15 protein-coding genes are annotated in these 17,318 nt (G+C 65.6%); 10 read left to right on the top strand and 5 right to left on the bottom strand.

The features are described from left to right. Positions 1–476: 476 nt before the first annotated feature. The gene (locus tag ACOEQ2_RS01455) at positions 477–1,091 is read right to left on the bottom strand and encodes a hypothetical protein (RefSeq protein ID WP_419729620.1); all 615 of its coding nucleotides are present in this window, start codon (positions 1,089–1,091) and stop codon (positions 477–479) included. A gap of 627 nt (positions 1,092–1,718) precedes the next feature. On the opposite strand from ACOEQ2_RS01455, the gene ACOEQ2_RS01450 reads away from it, so the two are divergent. Further along, complete coding sequence (locus ACOEQ2_RS01450; RefSeq protein ID WP_419729619.1) at positions 1,719–2,750, top strand: hypothetical protein; 1,032 nt, start codon at positions 1,719–1,721, stop codon at positions 2,748–2,750. A 68-nt stretch (positions 2,751–2,818) separates the two neighbouring features. Here ACOEQ2_RS01450 and ACOEQ2_RS01445 read toward each other — a convergent pair whose 3' ends face one another. Further along, the gene (locus ACOEQ2_RS01445) at positions 2,819–3,871 is read right to left on the bottom strand and encodes a sugar-binding transcriptional regulator (protein WP_419729618.1); all 1,053 of its coding nucleotides are present in this window, start codon (positions 3,869–3,871) and stop codon (positions 2,819–2,821) included. Between the two features lie 103 nt (positions 3,872–3,974). Here ACOEQ2_RS01445 and ACOEQ2_RS01440 point away from each other — a divergent pair, with 103 nt between their 5' ends. Genes ACOEQ2_RS01440 through ACOEQ2_RS01400 form a run of 9 tightly spaced genes read left to right on the top strand, consistent with a single transcriptional unit; the run spans position 3,975 to position 13,998 of the window. Then, on the top strand, positions 3,975–5,477 hold the full coding sequence (locus ACOEQ2_RS01440; RefSeq protein ID WP_419729617.1) for an FGGY-family carbohydrate kinase: 1,503 nt from the start codon (positions 3,975–3,977) through the stop codon (positions 5,475–5,477). After that, complete coding sequence (locus ACOEQ2_RS01435; protein ID WP_419729616.1) at positions 5,474–6,490, top strand: thiamine pyrophosphate-dependent dehydrogenase E1 component subunit alpha; 1,017 nt, start codon at positions 5,474–5,476, stop codon at positions 6,488–6,490. Before ACOEQ2_RS01440 ends, ACOEQ2_RS01435 begins: the two co-directional genes overlap by 4 nt. A gap of 13 nt (positions 6,491–6,503) precedes the next feature. Continuing rightward, positions 6,504–7,487 carry an alpha-ketoacid dehydrogenase subunit beta gene (locus ACOEQ2_RS01430; RefSeq protein WP_419729615.1) on the top strand — a complete coding sequence of 328 codons (984 nt, stop codon included), beginning with the start codon at positions 6,504–6,506 and terminating at the stop codon, positions 7,485–7,487. Continuing rightward, positions 7,484–8,728, top strand: a complete 1,245-nt coding sequence (locus tag ACOEQ2_RS01425; RefSeq protein ID WP_419729614.1) for an acetoin dehydrogenase dihydrolipoyllysine-residue acetyltransferase subunit — start codon at positions 7,484–7,486, stop codon at positions 8,726–8,728. Before ACOEQ2_RS01430 ends, ACOEQ2_RS01425 begins: the two co-directional genes overlap by 4 nt. Positions 8,729–8,763: 35 nt before the next feature. Next, positions 8,764–9,870 carry a sugar ABC transporter substrate-binding protein gene (locus ACOEQ2_RS01420; protein WP_419729613.1) on the top strand — a complete coding sequence of 369 codons (1,107 nt, stop codon included), beginning with the start codon at positions 8,764–8,766 and terminating at the stop codon, positions 9,868–9,870. Positions 9,871–9,875: 5 nt separating this feature from the next. Continuing rightward, positions 9,876–11,438, top strand: coding sequence for a sugar ABC transporter ATP-binding protein (locus ACOEQ2_RS01415; RefSeq protein WP_419729612.1), 1,563 nt, complete (start codon positions 9,876–9,878; stop codon positions 11,436–11,438). Beyond that, complete coding sequence (locus tag ACOEQ2_RS01410) at positions 11,438–12,424, top strand: ABC transporter permease (RefSeq protein WP_419729611.1); 987 nt, start codon at positions 11,438–11,440, stop codon at positions 12,422–12,424. Before ACOEQ2_RS01415 ends, ACOEQ2_RS01410 begins: the two co-directional genes overlap by 1 nt. Before the next feature lie 17 nt (positions 12,425–12,441). Beyond that, positions 12,442–13,203, top strand: coding sequence for an SDR family NAD(P)-dependent oxidoreductase (locus ACOEQ2_RS01405; protein ID WP_419729610.1), 762 nt, complete (start codon positions 12,442–12,444; stop codon positions 13,201–13,203). Positions 13,204–13,224: 21 nt separating this feature from the next. Then, positions 13,225–13,998, top strand: a complete 774-nt coding sequence (locus ACOEQ2_RS01400) for an SDR family NAD(P)-dependent oxidoreductase (RefSeq protein WP_419729609.1) — start codon at positions 13,225–13,227, stop codon at positions 13,996–13,998. A 111-nt stretch (positions 13,999–14,109) separates the two neighbouring features. On the opposite strand, the gene ACOEQ2_RS01395 is transcribed toward ACOEQ2_RS01400, so the two are convergent. The 3 genes from ACOEQ2_RS01395 to ACOEQ2_RS01385 form a co-directional block, all read right to left on the bottom strand. Next, entirely contained in the window at positions 14,110–15,486 is a 1,377-nt protein-coding gene (locus tag ACOEQ2_RS01395; RefSeq protein ID WP_419729608.1) for a DNA cytosine methyltransferase, read from the bottom strand. A 390-nt stretch (positions 15,487–15,876) separates the two neighbouring features. Further along, on the bottom strand, positions 15,877–16,401 hold the full coding sequence (locus tag ACOEQ2_RS01390; protein ID WP_419729607.1) for a hypothetical protein: 525 nt from the start codon (positions 16,399–16,401) through the stop codon (positions 15,877–15,879). 279 nt (positions 16,402–16,680) lie between these two features. Then, positions 16,681–16,989 (bottom strand): hypothetical protein, encoded by a 309-nt coding sequence (locus tag ACOEQ2_RS01385; RefSeq protein WP_419729606.1) that lies wholly within the window; start codon positions 16,987–16,989, stop codon positions 16,681–16,683. Positions 16,990–17,318: the final 329 nt, after the last annotated feature.

The following is a 17,318-nucleotide window of genomic DNA, read 5'->3' as shown; positions in this document are numbered from 1 at the left end:
CCGCTCGAACTCGCTTGACGCTGTCTCTCGCCGATCCTGTCCCCGCGGGCGATCTCCGGCATCGTCTTCATCGTGGCGGTTTTTGCCCTGCTGCAGCAGGAGGATCTGCGCGCCCGGCTGAGTTACTGGCGGTTGAGCAAAAAATCTTTGGTTCAGTCGACCATCCCATTCCTCAGAACCTGTTCCAAGTGTCAGCGATGGCATCCGGAAACCGACGACATTGGCCGGGACCGGTAGCAGGGTTCACCAACCCGGCGCCGAAATCGCATGAGCCTGGAGCAGTCGCATCAACGGGAGTCCATAACCGCCTGACAAGCCCCACTTCCAGGTCGCACCGTCAAGGGACCGCGACAACCTACTCGAACCCCGGGGCCACCTACGGTTGTGCCCGGTCCAGCGGGTTCCGGCGAGGTTCGGGTGCATCGCGCGATCCCGCCGCAGGCGAAAGTCTGGCTGTTATCCGCCCCTGCGAGCCCCTATGCCGGGTCGTAGCTCTCGACATCCATTGGCCGCTGCCCGACCAGCCACTCCGGCGGCGGCGAGCCTCTCGGCGCGCGGATCACCAGCTTCTCACTGCGGCCACCCTCCATCTCGACCTGCGCCTGCGCGTAGCCGGAGATGAAGGGCTGCACGCTGCTGCAACCCGTGATTCGAGGCTGGCCCCGCCTGATCAGGTGCCCGGTTTCGTCGAGGAGACCGAGTTCCACGCCACGTGCCCGGCTGACAGGGCGCGAGATGTCGTCGAGGAGCTCGTGGAGCGCGTAACTTTCCTTGCTAGAGTGGCGTATTGCGAAACCCAGGACAGGCAGGAAATCCCAGCCCTGGTCGGTGACACCGCTACGGTCATGATCCCATCCCAGGACGCGGTGCGCCGACGTCAGGCTCCCATCCTCGAGCGCGAGGTTGCTCGGAGTGGAGATCATCACAGCCGGCGGCGCGGGAAGGGCTGCTGCATCGGCGATTGCCTTCGCGCGGCCCGCAGTCATTTCGCTGATCTTGCCTATGGGACGACAGATACCGACCACGTGATGCGTGTCGCCGATCTCGAGGTCGATGATACGTCGATCAAGGATAAAAAGCTCGACACCCAAAGGCTTCTCCTGTGTTCGCCGAGCGTTGTGCTCGATCTACCGTGACGGTTATCAGCAGCCCGGCGTTTGATCGCTCGGGTTCCGCTTGTCGCGGTTTGGACTTGTGCATGCTGCTCCAAGCTTGCTGCTGCGCTGTGGGATTACCAACAGCCTGCGCGCATCCGGGCCTGCCGCGCTAGCATCATGGCGTCGGCCTCCACATGCCGGGACAGGTCGACCGACGGACGAACAGAAGGCGCCCGTCCTGGGACATTCGAGCAGGGAACTCCCGGCCGCGGGGAATGGACCTCCTTTATGAGCTGTTGCCATCCGATCCCTGCAGGTTGCTGCGCCGGTGCAGGATACTGCTGGCCGCTCATTTTGCCACGGCGTCGATTTTTGCACGATGTGGTTCAACGACCGGGTCACGTCAGTCACCCGGGTGCGCGCTCAGCGTGATCTGCCTGATCATGAGGAGCGCCTTGCGTTTACCTTACGGTATTTCCCCGGCAACGTCGCGGCGTGGCGACCGTATCGCCGACCTTGAGAGTCTTGATTCCGCAATACCCGATGAGTGTTGCACGGGTTCCGTGCAGTTGCTTGCAAGCGTTAATCCTACCATGGCCTACGGCAAAAAGGAGGCTCAAAATGCTGCGAAATGACGCTCACGACCTGCTGCGGCGCGCTGCATCGGTTCTGGCCTCCGCGCAGTTCGGCCCGCTCCGCCGGAGCACAGCACTTGAATACCGGACTGTTGCTGCGCGCCTCGTAATCGAGCGATCGGCAGCAGGCAGCGGTTGGGCTGGCCCCACGGCCGGGATCGAGAACGGCAACTCCTCGTCTGTCAGGCGAGCCGCATGGTGCCGTCGATGTCACGTCGAGGTTGCCAGCGCGCTGCAGGACCTGCGCCTGCGGACCGGCACTGTCGCTGACGCAGTCGAGCGGATTGCTCTGTGGGTGCCCGAGGCGGAACGTTGGCCGCCACTGCCTCGCGGCGATATTGCGCTGCTGCATCGAGGTCCATCGCCAAGGACGCGGAACGCGAAATCCAAGCGCCGGCATCTTCATGAGCTCCCGCATGCCTGGCTGCAGCAGCTGTGGGACGCTGCTGCCGACGGGCAGCATCGACACCTGAATATTTTGGCGGTCATCCTGGCAACCGGATGCCGACCACTGGAAGCATGCTGGGGGGTTGCCGTGCGTCGGACGGACGCGGGTATCGAGATTCTGATCGCGGGTGCGAAGGTTTCCCCCGGAGCAGGGCAGGCGTGGCGGCGACTGACCGTTGCAGACGACGGCAACGGACCGACTGGGCACCTGCTCCAGATGGCTGACGCGTCAGTGGGCAATCTGGTCCGGTTGAGCGCTGGATGCTCGCCTGCTGCCGCAAGCATGGCCGTGACCGCTTTGGGTCAGGCCCTGGGATTCCCGCGGCGCATCTCGGCCTACGATATCAGGCATCAGCGTTGTGCTGATGTCCGCGCGACGTTTGTCGGTAACCAAGCTCTGGTGGCGGGCTGGTTGGGGCATGCGGGGACTGGGACCTCTCGACACTATGCCGTGGCGACCACAGGAGGCTGCCGCGGCGCCCGGCCAGTCGCGGTCGAGACGTCGGCGCCGGTGGCGGTCCGAGAGCGGCGTCGTCCGGTTGCCGAATGCGCTGCCCCGGAGGTGACCTGACCTGCTGATGCTCCACAGCAGACGCACATGCCGCCACAACAGCATCAGTGTGGTGGGGCCAGAGCGGTTCAGCCGGATCCTGATGGGGGCAAGGCGGCCAGGGCCTGTGCGGCGTCACCGTCGATCACCAGCCCACGAACGATCCCGGTCCGGAGCAGTGCCTGGATCGCCGGGACCTTGTTCATGCCGCCTGCTGCAAGCACCACATCACGTCCACGCAGCTGATCGAAGTCCACGGCCAGGGTGCGCCGGGACAGTTCATGATCTATAGGGTTGCCGTCACGACCGAAAAGCCGACCGAGCGAGTCCGCGACAGCGCCCCTGGCACGCACGCTCTTCAGCTCGGCGGCAGAGAGCATCCCGTGCAGGCGCAGGAAGGCCGTGTCGCGCAGCTCACCCACGCTGATCATGTAGAAATCCGCCGACAGTGCCAGTTCCAGTGCCTCCGCCACCGTCCGTTGCGAGATCAGGACGGCGTGGTCGGCTTCGGAATCGGCGATGAACGGCACCGGCAGGAAATGGCCCTCGCCACCGGTCCGTGCCGCCAGCGCCTGCACCACCTCGAAAGGGTTGGATGCGGAGTTGCGGGTCAGCGAGCCCATCAGCGACACGAAACGTGCCTGCGGGTTCTGCACCCCTGAGAGATGCAGCGTCATCTGTTCCAGCGTGCGTCCCCAGCTCACGCCTACGGTCACCGGGGATCCGCCGGCGAGTTTCCCCTTCAGGAAGTTGGCCGCGGCACCCCCAACTGCACGGCGCGCGATCATCTCCTGGGCGGCCACCAGCCTCGGCTCGCCGTGTCTCTCCTCGAAGCCCATCGTTGGCGTGGCGAGGCAGAAGTCGAGACCGTAACGGCGCGCGATGGCGTCCTCGATGTCGAGGTCGCGGATCGTCTCGTGGTTGATGGTTACGCTGACCAGGCCGCGTTCCCGGGCATCGCTGAGCAGCCGCACAACCCGGGTGCGATGCAATCCGAGCCGACGCGCGACCTCCTCCTGGGTCATGCCGCCGACGTGGTACAGCCACGCCGCCCGCACCATGATGTCGGCATCCGGCTCGTGCGCCAGGTTCAGGGTCATCGTCGGGGATCGTGCCATCGCCGCCAGATTACCGATTGACATCCGTCGCGCCAAACGACGAATGTGCTTTCAAGATCAAATGTCGCCTGTCGCATCAGATGTGCAGAGCATCGGGTGGCTACCGGGCGCGGGTGGATGCGGCTGAATGGCCTATGTGATCGGCATCGATGGCGGGACGGAGAGCGTGCGGGCGACGGTTTTCGACCTTTCTGGTCGCCGCGTCGCCTCGGCCGCCGCACCGTATGCCACGCAGTTCTCTTCCGGCGCGCGCGCCGAGCAGGATCCCGAAACGTGGTGGTCGGCGCTCGGTGTCGCGGTGCGCCGAAGCGTCGAGGAGGCGGGAGTCGGCGTCTACGACATAGACGCACTCTGCGCGACCACCACCTGCTGCACCGTCGTGGCACTGGACGAGGCGGCCCGGCCGTTGCGACCGGCGATCATCTGGATGGACGTGCGCGCCGGAAATGAGGCGAATGCGGTGCTGGCGACAGCCGATGCGGCGCTTTGCATCAACGGCGCCGGTGCCGGGCCGGTCTCCGCCGAGTGGATGATCCCGAAGGCGCTCTGGCTGGCACGGCACGAGCCGAAGATCTTCCGGACCGCCCACACCATCTGCGAATACCAGGACTTCATCACCTGGCGGCTGACCGGTCGTCGCGCCGCCAGCCTGAACAACGCGTCGATCCGCTGGCACTACCGCGCCGATGCGGGTGGGTGGCCGAACAGCCTGCTCGCTGCCCTCGATCTCGGTGAGTTGCGGGCGAAGTGGCCGCAGGAGGTATTGGCGCCCGGCACCGTGATCGGCCGGCTGACCGCGCGCGCCGCCGACCATCTCGGCCTCGCCGAAACCGTGCAGGTGGTGCAGGGCGGCGCAGATGCGTTGATCGGCATGATCGGCTTGGCTGTCGCGAAGCCGGGCCAGCTCGCGCTCATCACCGGATCCTCGCATCTGCAATTCGCGGTGGGCAGCACTGCCGCCCACGTGCCGGGACTGTGGGGCAGCTACGCCGATGCGGTGTATCCCGACCGCACGATCCTGGAAGGCGGCCAGACCTCGACCGGCTCGATCATCGCCTGGTTGCGGCGGCTGACCGGCGACGCGCTCGATCTCGATGCGCTGAACCAGGAGGCGGCCAGGCTTGAGCCCGGCGCCGATGGCCTTCTGGTGCTGGACCATTTCCAGGGCAACCGCACACCGTACACCGACCCGCTGTCACGCGGCGCCATCACCGGATTATCGCTGCACCACACTGCGGCGCATCTGTTTCGCGCCATGCTGGAGGGGATCGGTTTCGGCACCCGGGCGATCATCGACCGTATGGCTGAGGCTGGTTGCGGTGCTGCCGAAATCACTGCCGGCGGTGGCGCCACGCGGTCGCCGCTTTGGCTGCAGATCCACGCCGACACCTCCGGCCTGCCGGTGGTGGTGCCCGAGGTCGCAGAGGCGCCGTCGCTGGGCGCGGCGGTATTGGCGGCGCACGGTGCCGGGCATTTCGCCAGCATCGATGACGGCATTTCCGCGATGGTCCGCCCGGGCCGACGGATCGAGCCGATCCCGGCCAACGTTGACCGCTACGACACGATCTATCGCCGATACTCCGAACTCTATTCTGCCCTGAAGCCGCTCCGCGAGGTCGTTCCGTCATGACGCTTCCGAATACGATGCTGCCGGAGCTCTACCGCACGATGCGGCGCATCCGCACCTTCGAGGAACGCGTGGCCGAGCTGTATGCGCGCGGGCTGTCGGCGGGGTCGATGCTGCATCTGTCGATCGGCGAGGAGGGCGCGGCTGCCGGTGTGGCGGCGGCGATGCGGCCGCAGGACAGCTTCACCACCCATCACCGCGGCCACGGCATATTTCTGGCGCGCGGTGCCGATCCGGGCCGCATGATGGCGGAGATCGGGGGCAAGGAGGCTGGATATTGCCGCGGCAAGGGCGGCTCGATGCACATCGCGGACATGGCGCTGGGTCATCTTGGCGCGAACGCGATCGTCGGGGGCGGCATCCCGCACGTTGTCGGTGCAGGCCTTAGCTACAAGAACCTGAAGCGCGATGCGATCTCGGTGGGCTTCTTCGGCGACGGCGCGATGCAGCAGGGTGTGCTGTACGAGAGCATGAACATGGCGGCACTCTGGGATCTGCCGGTGCTGTTCGTATGCATCAACAACCAGTATGGCATGGGCACGCGCATCGACCGCGCTACCCGGTCGATCGAGTTCGATCGGCGCGCGGAGGCCTTCGGGCTGGCGGCCGCGATGGTCGATGGTGAGGATGTCGAGGCGGTGCGCGAAACTGCGCAGACGCTGGCCGACGGAGCCAGGAACGGCCGCCCCGGTTTCATGGCCGTGTCCTGCTTCCGCTTCTTCGGGCATGGCCGCATGGACAAGTCGCCCTACCGCACGGCCGAGGAGGAAAGCATCGGTCGCAAGCGCGATCCGGTGACCCGAGCGCGCGACACGCTGCTGTCGAGCGGGCAGAGCGACACGGCCACGCTCGATGCCCTGGATGCCGAGGTGGCGCGCGAAATGGACGCGACCATCGATTTCACTGCGGCCGCGGAAGCGCCGGCGAGCCACAGCATGTTCCGCGATGTGTATGGGCCCGGCGAGGCGGAGCCCGAGCCGCTCGCCCATCGCCTCGACCGCATCCTCGCGTCCTGAACGGATCACCAGCATGGCCAGCACCGAGATCACCTATCGCGATGCGCTCCGAAAGGCGCTGCAGGATTCGATGCGTGCGGATGAGACGGTTGTCGTCATCGGCGAGGAGGTGGGCGCCTATGGAGGCGCCTACGGGGTCACCAAGGACCTGATCGCCGAGTTCGGCGCTGCCCGGCTGATCGACACGCCGATCAGCGAGCCGGCGATCGTCGGCGTCGCGGTGGGGGCGGCAATGACCGGGCTGCGTCCGGTTGTCGAGCTGATGTATGTCGATTTCCTGGGGCTGGTGATGGACCAGCTCGCCAACCAGGCCGCGAAGATCCGTTACATGTTCGGCGGCCAGATCGGCGTGCCGATGGTGTTGCGCACGCAAGGCGGCACGGGCCGATCCGCCGGCGCACAGCACTCCCAAAGCCTCGAAGCCTGGATCATGCACACCCCCGGGCTTCGGCTGGCGATGCCGGCGACCGCCGAGGACGCCTACCATCTGCTGCGTCATAGCCTGACTCTGCCGGATCCTGTGGTGTTCATCGAGCACAAGTCGCTCTACACGCGGAAGGAGATGGCAGACCTGGACGCGCCGGGCGTCCCCTGGGGTCAGGCGGTTGTCCGGCGGCCCGGCTCGCACGCGACGCTCGTGACGTATTCGCGCATGGTGCATGTGGCCCTCGCGGCGGCGGAGACGCTGACAAAATCCGGCGTGGAGCTCGAAGTGATCGACCTTCGCACGCTCAATCCGCTCGACATGGACACGGTCATCGCCTCCGTGGAGCGCACCGGCCGTGCCGTGGTGGTGAGCGAGGGGCCGCTGACCGCTGGCGTGGCGGCGGAACTGGCGGCGCGCATTTCTGAAGAGTGCTTCGATTATCTTGAGGATCCGGTGGTCCGCCTAGCGGGGGAGGACATCCCGATCCCGGTGGCGCCGTCGCTCGAAGCGTCCAGCATACCGACGCCGGAGCTGATCGTCTCGACCGTGCAGCGGATGCTGCGCCGATGATCGCCGAATTCACCCTGCCGCGCCTCGGCGAGACTATGGAGACCGGTCGTGTCAGCGCCTGGCTGAAGCAGCCGGGCGAGGCGTTCCGGCGTGGCGAGACCTTGGTCGAGATCGAGAGCGACAAGACCGTGGTCGAGATGCCGGCGCTGGCTGACGGTGTGCTGGCCGAGATCCTCGTCGATGCCGGCGAGGATGCCGATGTCGGTGCCGTGCTGTGCCGATACGAGGATGGCCGCGAGGGTGCCGCAGCCACCCCGCCGGAACCGGAACCGGAACCGGAAGCAGCGCCAGCGACCGCCTCCTTCCCGGCCGCCGCGGCGGTTGCGGTTGAGGTCCACGAGGCGGCTCACCAGGCCGCGCCGCTTGGCTCTGTGCGCGCAACCCCGCTGGCCCGGCGCTTGGCGCGGCAGCAGGGCATCGAGCTGGCTGGCCTGGTCGGCAGCGGGCGGCGTGGCCGGATCGAGGCTGTGGATGTGCAGCCGACGACGTCCGCGGCCGCACCGGGAGGTCGCCTCGAGCGGCGCGACTGGGGGCCAGCGAACGCCTCGAACACGCGTATCGTGCTGCTGCATGGGCTTGCCGCCGATGTGCAGAGCTGGTCGGTCCTTGCCTCCAGCCTTGCCCGTGCCGGCCGGACGTTGACCGCCATCGACCTGCCTGGTCACGGCAATACCACGATGGCCGTGTCCGGGATCGACGACGCCGCCGATGCGGTCTCAAAGTTCCTTGAAACTCTGGGTGACGAGCCGGTCGAGCTGGTCGGGCATTCCCTTGGCGGTGCGATCGCCGTGCGGGCGGCACGGCGCGTTCCGGCCCGGGTACGGCGGCTGACGCTGCTGGCACCGGCGGGTCTCGACCGCGCCATCGACGTCGACTTCATCCGCAGCACCGTCCGGGCGCGCACAGGTGGCGCCCTGCAACACCTGCTGCGCCGCCTGGTTGTGCGCCCGACGGCCCTCACGCCGGTGCAGCTCGACGCGCTCGCCGCCGAGCTTTCGCGTGGGCGGCTGATAGCACTTGCCGACGCGCTGGTCGATGACGGCGGCCAGCAGATCGACATCACCGGGGACCTGCGGGCGCTCGACGTGCCGGTGCGCATCGTCTGGGGGGTGCAGGACCGCATCATCCCGTGGACCCAGGTGGTCCAGGCCGGCAGCCGTTGCGCCATCCACCTGATCCAGGATGCCGGGCATGTGCCGCACTGGGATCAGCCGGGGGAGGTCGCAGCCTTGTTCACCTGACTGAGCAAAACGAAGATCGAGGGAGGAACACAACGATGAGCAACGACTCACGAATTCTGCAACCGACCAGACGCAGCCTGCTGCAGGGCATCGGCTTCGGCGCCGCCGCGGTCGGCGGAGCGCAGCTGGCGCAGTTCGCGTTCGGCAGTACTGCCGCCCAGGCGCAAAGCAACACCAAGCCGGTGAAGCTTGCGGTCGTGGCGCAGCAGATGTCGGCGCAGTCCGATCAGCGCAGCTGGGCCGGCTTCCAGCAATGGCTGCAGGCGACCGGGCTCGACAAGAGCTGGGAGGTCAACATGACCGACGCCAAGGGCGATCCGGGCGCGCTGGTCAGCCAGGTCGAGAACGCCATCACCGCCAAGTCCGACGCGATCCTGGTGATGTACGGCACGCTGACCGCGGCGCACAGCGCGCTCGACGACCTCACCAGCTCGAAGATCCCGTTCTTCAGCCTGGATAGCGGCTGGCAGTCGCCGGCGATCGCCGACATCACCAGCAACAACTGGGTGATGGGCGGCCAGTACACCCAGTACATGGTCGACAGGCTGCTCGGCGAGGGCAAGCAGAAGGCCAACATCTGCGCGGTGATCGCGAATTTCCATCATGGCACACGGAAGCGCGGCAAGGTAATGCGCGCGGTGCTGACCGAGAACGAATGGATCAACCTCGAGGCGGACCGGGTGATCCAGTATTCCGCGTTCTACGAGACGACGCAGAACGTGGTGAATGACTGGCTTGCACGGTATGGCAACGACCTGGACGCCATCTGGTGCCCGTGGGACGAGCCCGGCATGGCGGCGGCCGAGGTCATCAAGTCGCGAAACATGCAGGACAAGGTGTTCGTCGTGTCGGCGGACGGCCAGTCGACCGCGGTAGAGCGCATGCGCGATCCGGCATATCCTCTGAAGGCCACGACTGCACAGGCGTTCGAGGTTTGGGGCGCCTATACCGGCTGGCTGATCAACGAGATCGTCGGCAAGGGACGCAACGCCAAGGAGGTGGTGCCGGTGCCGACGGTCGAGTTCCCTGCACCGCTGCTGGTGAACGGCATCAACATGCCGCCCGAAGGCAAGCCGACTTACGAGGCGACAGACCTCTACTACATCTACCGTGATCGGGCGCTCGCCGGCATGAAGGCCTGACGAGCATGTCGGGGAGTGCTGCGCAACGGACCGCGGAGCTGGCGCCCGCGTCGGCTGCGGCGCCGGGCCGCACGCTGCTGAGGGCGCGCGGCATCGGCAAGAGCTACGCCGACACCGCAGCACTTACCGATGTGGATATGGAGCTGTCTGCGGGCGAGATGCTGGCTTTGGTCGGAGCCAATGGCGCCGGCAAGTCGACGCTGGTGAAGATCGTCTGCGGCGCGGTGCAGCCCGATACCGGCAGTCTTGAGGTCAATGGCAGGGCGGTGCAGTTCCGCCGCGTCGCCGATGCGCTCGGTGCCGGGATCGCCGTCGCGCACCAGCAGGTGGCGATCATCCGGCCGCTGACTGGCGCCGAGAACATCATGCTCGGGCGTGAGCCGTTGCGCGGCGGCCTGATCGACCGCCGGGCGCTGGCTGCGGCGGCGCAAACGCTGGCCGATCGCTTCGGCGTGCAGATCGACCTCTCGGTCGAGTGCGACACGCTGAGCCTGGGCGAGCTCAAGATCCTCGACATCCTGAAGGCGATGGCGTCCGAACCGCGCATCCTCATTCTCGATGAGCCGACCGCCTCGCTCACCCTGGCGGAGACTCAGCGGCTGTTCGCCTTCCTCGCCGAACTGAAACGGCGAGGCCTCGGCATCCTGTTCATCTCGCATCACATGAACGAGGTGTTCGCCCAGTGCGACCGCGTCGTCGTGCTCAAGGACGGCCGCAAGGTACATGACGGCAGCCTGTCCGAGACGACGCTGCCGGCGGTCATCCGGCTGATGGTCGGCCGGGTGATCGAGGAGACCGACTGGACAAGCCACGCGGTGGCCGGGGAGGGGGCGTCGGATGCTCCGGTCTCGATCCGCGGCCTGCGCATCGGCCGCCTGGAGGTGCCGGAACTCGCCGTGCGGCGCGGCGAGGTGGTGGGTGTCGCCGGAGTGCTCGGTGCCGGACAGACCGAACTGCTGGAGTGCCTGGCCGGTGCCACCCGGCCGGCCGAGGCGGGAACGGTGCATCTGGCCGACCTCTCGCGCCTGCCGCGCACTGTCGGCGAGGCGATCGATCACGGCATCTACCTCGTCGCCGATGACCGGCTGCGCAAGGCGATCTTCCGCGGGCTCTCGGTCGAGGAGAACGTGCTGACGGGCTCGCTCGCGCAGATCAGCCGGTATGGTTTCGTGCAGACGACATCGGCGCTGGCGGCGGTGCGCGACATCGTCGCCAGGCTGCGCGTGAAATGCAGCGACCCGGGGCAGGAGATTCTGCAACTTTCCGGCGGCAACCAGCAGAAGGTGGTCTTCGGTCGCTGGCTGGCGCGCATCGGCACGACTGCAGACCCGCCGGTGCTGCTGCTCGACAATCCGACCGAGGGTGTCGATGTCGGCAGCAAGGCCGAGCTCTACGCGCTGATCCGTGATCTCGCGCGACAGGGTGCTGCGGTGCTGATCGCGTCGGCCGAGTTCTCCGAGCTGATCAGCCTGTGCGACCGGGTCTACTGCATTGCGCACGGGCGCCTCGCCACCTGCCTGCCGCGTGCGGATCTTTCCGAGGATCGTCTCCTCATCGAGGTGAACTGATGTCTGCCACCACAACGTCCGCATCCGTGGCGCGCCGGGTCGATTACGGCGCGCTGGCGGCTCGCTACGGAACCGTCGGGGCGGCGCTGCTGATCTTCGTGGTGTTCGCGCTCGCCAGCGGCCGTTTCGTGTCCGCCGCCAATATCGGCAACATCCTGGTGCAGATCTCGGTGCTGATGGTGATCTCGTCCGGTGTCACCGTGGCGGTGGCGAGCGGCGAGTTCGATCTGTCGGTGGGTCAGATCGCCGGCCTGTCCGGGGTGCTGGTGGCCGGGCTGATGGCGTGGTCCGGGCTGCCGATCGCGCTTGCCATCGTGCTGGCGATCCTGGCGGGCGTCGTGCTCGGCGCGATCAGTGGGTTGCTGGTGACCCGGCTGCGCATCCCGTCGCTGATCGCCACCCTGGCGATGGGGCCGATCGCACTCGGGCTGAACTATGCCTATGACGGCGGTGATTCGATCTACACCGAGTTCCCGAAGCCGTTCTACCTGATCGCCACCGGGCATCTGTTCGGGTTGATCCCGGTGCCGATCGTCATTGCTGCGGTCGTGGTCTCGGCCTTCTATATCCTGATCAACCGGACACGCGTCGGCCGCGCGCTGGTCGCCACCGGCTCGAACCTCCAGGCCGCACGGCTGTCCGGCATCAACGTTAATCGCTGCCGGCTGATCGCGTTGACCCTGTCCGCGCTCGGTGCGACGATGGGCGGCATCATGCTGACCGCCCGGCTCGGCACCGGCCAGCCTGGCGCCGGTGAGCCCTACCTGATGGACAGCCTGACCGCGGTGTTCCTCGGCATGACGGCGTTCAAACCGGGACGCGCCACCGTGCAGGGAACGCTGGTCGGCGTGGTGATCATCGGCATGCTGGATAACGGCCTCAACCTGCTTGGCGCGCCGTTCTACCTGCAGAACGAGGTCCGTGGCGTCGTGATGATCGCCGCCGTCAGTCTTGCAGTGCTGCGCGGCGAGATCCGCTTCTTCTGACCCGAGAGGATCCTGACATGACACAGCCTTCGAATGGCCGCGTGGCCCTCGTCACCGGCGCCAGCCGCGGCATCGGCCGTGCGATCGCGCTTGGCCTGGCGCGCGACGGCTTCGACGTGGTGGTGAACGACATCGAGCGGCAGCGGGAGGAGCTCAAGGCGGTCGCCACCGAGATCGGGACGTTCGGTCGCCGCGGCCTGCCGCTGTTTGCGGACGTGAGCGATCGCGGGAGCGTACACGTCATGGTGGATGCGGCGCTGGCACAGGCCGACCACATCGACGTCGTGGTGAACAACGCCGGGATCCTGATCGCCAACACCGTCGAGAACCTGCAGGAGGCGCAGTGGGATGCGGTGATGGACATCAACGCGAAGGGGACGTTCCTGGTCGTGCAGGCACTGCTGCCGCATATGCGCAGGCGGGGTTACGGTCGCATCGTCAACATCGCCTCTATCGGCGGCAAGCACGGCGCCCCCGAGCAGGCGCACTACTCCGCCAGCAAGGCGGCGATCATGGGCTTCACCCGCGTGCTGGCGCAGGAGGTCGGTCAGTTCGGCATCACCGCCAATTGCGTGTGCCCCGGAATCATCGTCACCGACATGGGCCGCACCAACCTCTCGGATCAGTCCAATGTCGACAAATGGGTTGCCGTCACCGCGTTGCGCCGCCTGGGACAGCCGGAGGACGTCGTCGGGCCGGCCTGCTTCCTCGCCTCTGACGCTTCAGCGTTCGTCACCGGTCAGTCGCTCAACGTGTGCGGCGGCATTGTCCTGAGCTGAGCCGGCCGACGGGAGTTCGCGATGTATCTCGAGAAGCTGCGGCTGGATGGCCGCGTGGCCCTGATCACCGGCGGCAGCGGCGGCATCGGCCTTGCCTGCGGTCAGGCACTTGCCGAGGCCGGGGCGCACGTCGTCGTGGCGGACCTCGATGCCACCAGAGCCGCGGTTGGGGTCGATGCGATCGCCGCATCCGGTGGTGCAGCGAGCGGCGTCGTGCTCGATGTCACCCGCAGCGACAGCGTTCGCGACGCCGTCGCAGCTGTGCATGCAGCACACCGGCAGATCGACATCCTGGTCTGCAACGCCGGCATCGTGATCTCCGAGGTTGCTGCGGAGTCTCTTGGAGACGAGGACTGGATGCGGCAGATCGACGTGAACCTGAACGGTGTGTTCCGCTGCTGTCGCGAGACCGGCCGGATCATGCTGGAGCAGGGTCGGGGCGTCATCGTCAATATCGGATCGATGGCGGGATCGATCGTCGTTCGGCCACAGCAGCAGGCAGCCTACAACGCGTCGAAGGCAGGGGTGCATCAGCTGACGAAATCGCTGGCGGCTGAATGGGCGGCTCGCGGGGTCCGCGTGAACGCGGTTGCACCGACCTACATCGAGACGCCGCTGACCCGCTTCGGCATGGCCAAGCCCGCTCTTTATGACCAGTGGCTGGCCGACACACCGATGCATCGTGTCGGCCAGCCGCACGAGATCGCATCGGTAGTGCATTTCCTCGCTTCGGACGCAGCAAGCCTGATGACCGGGAGCATCGTGTACGCGGACGGCGGCTATACGATCTGGTAGATCCGCATCAGATCGGCGCGCTGGCGAGAACTGCACTCGCGTCCTGGTCTGACCACGGCCTCAGTGATCCCGCCGACCTCACCGCTGCCCGCATCCAGACGACCCCACGGATCAGATCGGCCGCGGCTCAACATGCACGGCGAGCAGGCGCTCCAGGATCCAGACGGCGACCGGAACCGCCCAGCTGTTACCGACGAGGCGGTAGCGGTCGCCGTCGTTGATCGGCTTTCCGCCGAGGCGGGGGCCGTCGAACCAGTCATCGTCGAACCCTTGCAGCCGCAGGCACTCGAGCGGCGAGAAGCGACGGACGATGTTCTCCCCATTGCTGTCGTGGACGACGCACGGCATGGCGTTGAGAGCCCAGCCCCCACGTTGCCGCGACTGCAAAGTGGATGCCTGGGCCCCGATGGTGCCGTGCCGCATGTCTGCCGCATAAACCGTGGATGTCGGTTCGTCGTCTGGAACTGTCGCGACCTGATCCCGAGGCAAAGCGTTCCGGGCCCCCTTGGCAGGATTGACTGGACGACCGCCCGCGGCCACCACCGCCGAGAAAGCGTCATCATTTGCCGCATGTCGCCTGATCGTCCTCGTCCCGTCATGATCGGCGAGCCATGCGGAAGCATGCGACCAGTCGAGGTCGGGCTCTATTTCTCCAGCACCGAGCGGAGCACGTCGGGCAGCTGCCTTCCATTTCGCGCCGCGCGCCTGAGAATGCCCCTCCGCGCCTCTGCCGAGAGAGAGTATCTGCTCAGGTCCACGTGCGGATCGAGAATGCTCTGCAACGAGGAAGAGCCGCCGACGTCGCTGGGGCACGCCGAAATGTTGCGCGTCCAGGATCCGCCAAGCGCACGAATACCCGATGACCTGCAGTTCATTAAGAAAACCCTTGTAATCATCACCATCTCCTGACGTCAGCAGGCCGGGCACATTCTCGAACAGAACCCACCGTGGCTGTATAGCGGCAACCGCACGCAGGAAATGAAGTGCGAGGTTCCCGCGCGGGTCGGAGATCCCCAACCGTTTCCCGGCGACCGAGAACGACTGACAGGGCGACCCGCCGACAACGAGGTCGACGTGTCCGCGGAGCAGCGACCAGTCCACCGTGGTGACGTCGCCGAGCCGAGGCACATCCGGCCACCTGTGACGCAGGACGCTGTTCGCCGTCGGATCGATATCCGCGAAACCAACAGGGACGGCGTCGGATCCTATGCGTTCGAACGCCGCAGTCGCGGCCTCGATCCCGCTGAACAGGCTCAGGTATCGGAATTTCCGACTGCCGTCGTTTCTGACGAGCAGACCATCCGCCTCCAGGCGCATCATCCGCTCGAGCGCTCGATCGGCCGTGCTGTATGCCTGCCGGACGGCGCCATCGCCGAGCGCGAACATGGCCCTGGCGTGTTCGCGTTCGGTCAGGGTGAACAGGCGCTGATTGCGGGGGGTGATCACCCGGGCGCCGCCTTCCAGATTCTTGTAGGCGTGCAGGTGCATGAGGGTTGCCTCAGCTGCGCGGACCTGGGTCCACCGAATGCGAGCCCGCCACCTCTTGAGGTCGTCCGCGGTCCAGGCAATAACCATGAGCGACCCCTTCGGTAGTCAGTGACTACCGACAGTAGGCGCATCCAGACACTTCCGCCAGCAAAACGGTTGAACCGTTGCGGCTGGTTGTCCACGCACCATCGACCTACTGGAACCGGCTCTGTCCGATCGTCCGGACGGTCCGGGACGCAGTGAGGTTGAGGCGATCTAAACAGCGCGCGCATGAACCGAGGCTGCGATGATGAATGTCTTCCGGGATCCAGGACGATCAGGACGTACTTGACCCCCCCCGCAGGCAAGCTGCCCTCGAAGCTTCCTATCAAGTAAACCGTAGGATCGGTTTCACGGACGGTTTTCCGCCGACGCGGTGAAGCATGTCGCATCGGCCACCCCCGCAGGGGGCACCACATCGTCAACCTTGCCATGACGTGAGGCCGCTGCTCGCTTCTGAAAACCTCGGCGTCGGGCCAGATCAAGTTTCTCGTTAGTTCTTTCGAGGAGCTTCTCACAAGCAAGCACATATTCCTCGACATGTCCGTAGTCGTGGGGCACGTCTTCCCAGGTGATCTGTAGAAGAAGACGGCATTCCTCGATCTCAACATCAACATTGTGTCTGCTTGGGCCCCACTCGGCAAGCCACTGCTCCGCCTCTTCGGACGACTTTCGCCCAGTGACAACGCTGTGGAAAAGATCCTCAGAAAGCTCCAGCATGTCGGTCTCGATGTTCACCAGATCACCTTCGATGATCGATTGAGTCCGATACTGTGGGAACAAGCTCTGGATCTCTCGTATGAGAAGCAACTCGAATTTTCCCAGTTCTGGATACTCCGACTCTAGGTATTCCAGCAGATCAGGGTTTCTGCTCATGCTACTACTCCGTGGAACTTGTGCCTGTGACGTGAAGCGTGACGGAAGGATGCTCATTGGCAAATGCTTCCGATATTTAGCGCTGTGAAAGCCCTGTCTCCTCATGTTGACGGCATCTGGCGCAGTCTCACCGGCTATGACTCAAAGACAGGGCCGATAACATACGTTGCTATAAAGGAACTGTATGACCTCGTCATACAGTCGACTGGTTCTGCTTCGGCAGCCGCTGCTTGGGACCGACCGGTCACGGCAACTGCATCCCTCTCCGGCGTCGTGTCGTCAGCAGGCTTTGTCATCAACAAGCCGTGCCGGACGTATCTGGTCGGTTTTTAGAGCTGCATTCCGACGACGGACGTTTTTCTGGTTTTCCTCGACCGGGATGATGTCCACTGGCTTCTCGAAGCGTAGAAGAGTCGGCAGGTAACCCCTCGACACAGAGTGGTCGGAGCAAGCAGTGGCGGAGCGCATCTCGGCAAAAGCTGCCCGCCCAGCCGGCGTAAGCAGAGCATCACGTATCGTGAACATCTCGTCGAGGTCCTGCTCCGAGAGTACGCGCCATCCGGAAGTCTCTGCCGTGCTCATGTCCATGCTCTCTCTCGTTGCGTTGGCATGACGTCAAGCCTGACGGATCAATGCCGATATGCAAGAGGTTTCGAAGGCAGTCCGGAAGAAGCTCTGACGTGTTGGTGTTGACAACATGCCGACTGAGCCGGGTCGGTTACAGGGGTTCGCCTCCAACAAGTACGTTCCATGATGAGTAGACACGGAACCTAGCGAAGCATCCGATGACCGACGTGACTCTCGTCGTCCGCGTTTCTCCACGTCGGATGGGACGATCACCCGGGCCTGCGTTGACCGCAGGCGGGCGCTGATCGATCGCTCATCCAGCGCAATTGCACTGGACGGACTTCATCGGC

The organism is Lichenicola sp. (assembly GCF_965198575.1).
Taxonomy (GTDB): domain Bacteria; phylum Pseudomonadota; class Alphaproteobacteria; order Acetobacterales; family Acetobacteraceae; genus Lichenicola.
Note: the sequence above shows the minus strand (reverse complement) of the source record. Positions and strands in the feature narration are given on the sequence as shown.

Coding starts and splice junctions, on each gene's coding strand:
- ACOEQ2_RS01450 (WP_419729619.1), top strand. CDS start 1,719: ATGCTGCGAAATGACGCTCACGACCTGCTGCGGCGCGCTGCATCGGTT.
- ACOEQ2_RS01445 (WP_419729618.1), bottom strand. CDS start 3,871: ATGTCAATCGGTAATCTGGCGGCGATGGCACGATCCCCGACGATGACC.
- ACOEQ2_RS01440 (WP_419729617.1), top strand. CDS start 3,975: ATGGCCTATGTGATCGGCATCGATGGCGGGACGGAGAGCGTGCGGGCG.
- ACOEQ2_RS01435 (WP_419729616.1), top strand. CDS start 5,474: ATGACGCTTCCGAATACGATGCTGCCGGAGCTCTACCGCACGATGCGG.
- ACOEQ2_RS01430 (WP_419729615.1), top strand. CDS start 6,504: ATGGCCAGCACCGAGATCACCTATCGCGATGCGCTCCGAAAGGCGCTG.
- ACOEQ2_RS01425 (WP_419729614.1), top strand. CDS start 7,484: ATGATCGCCGAATTCACCCTGCCGCGCCTCGGCGAGACTATGGAGACC.
- ACOEQ2_RS01420 (WP_419729613.1), top strand. CDS start 8,764: ATGAGCAACGACTCACGAATTCTGCAACCGACCAGACGCAGCCTGCTG.
- ACOEQ2_RS01415 (WP_419729612.1), top strand. CDS start 9,876: ATGTCGGGGAGTGCTGCGCAACGGACCGCGGAGCTGGCGCCCGCGTCG.
- ACOEQ2_RS01410 (WP_419729611.1), top strand. CDS start 11,438: ATGTCTGCCACCACAACGTCCGCATCCGTGGCGCGCCGGGTCGATTAC.
- ACOEQ2_RS01405 (WP_419729610.1), top strand. CDS start 12,442: ATGACACAGCCTTCGAATGGCCGCGTGGCCCTCGTCACCGGCGCCAGC.
- ACOEQ2_RS01400 (WP_419729609.1), top strand. CDS start 13,225: ATGTATCTCGAGAAGCTGCGGCTGGATGGCCGCGTGGCCCTGATCACC.
- ACOEQ2_RS01395 (WP_419729608.1), bottom strand. CDS start 15,486: ATGCACCTGCACGCCTACAAGAATCTGGAAGGCGGCGCCCGGGTGATC.
- ACOEQ2_RS01390 (WP_419729607.1), bottom strand. CDS start 16,401: ATGAGCAGAAACCCTGATCTGCTGGAATACCTAGAGTCGGAGTATCCA.
- ACOEQ2_RS01385 (WP_419729606.1), bottom strand. CDS start 16,989: ATGGACATGAGCACGGCAGAGACTTCCGGATGGCGCGTACTCTCGGAG.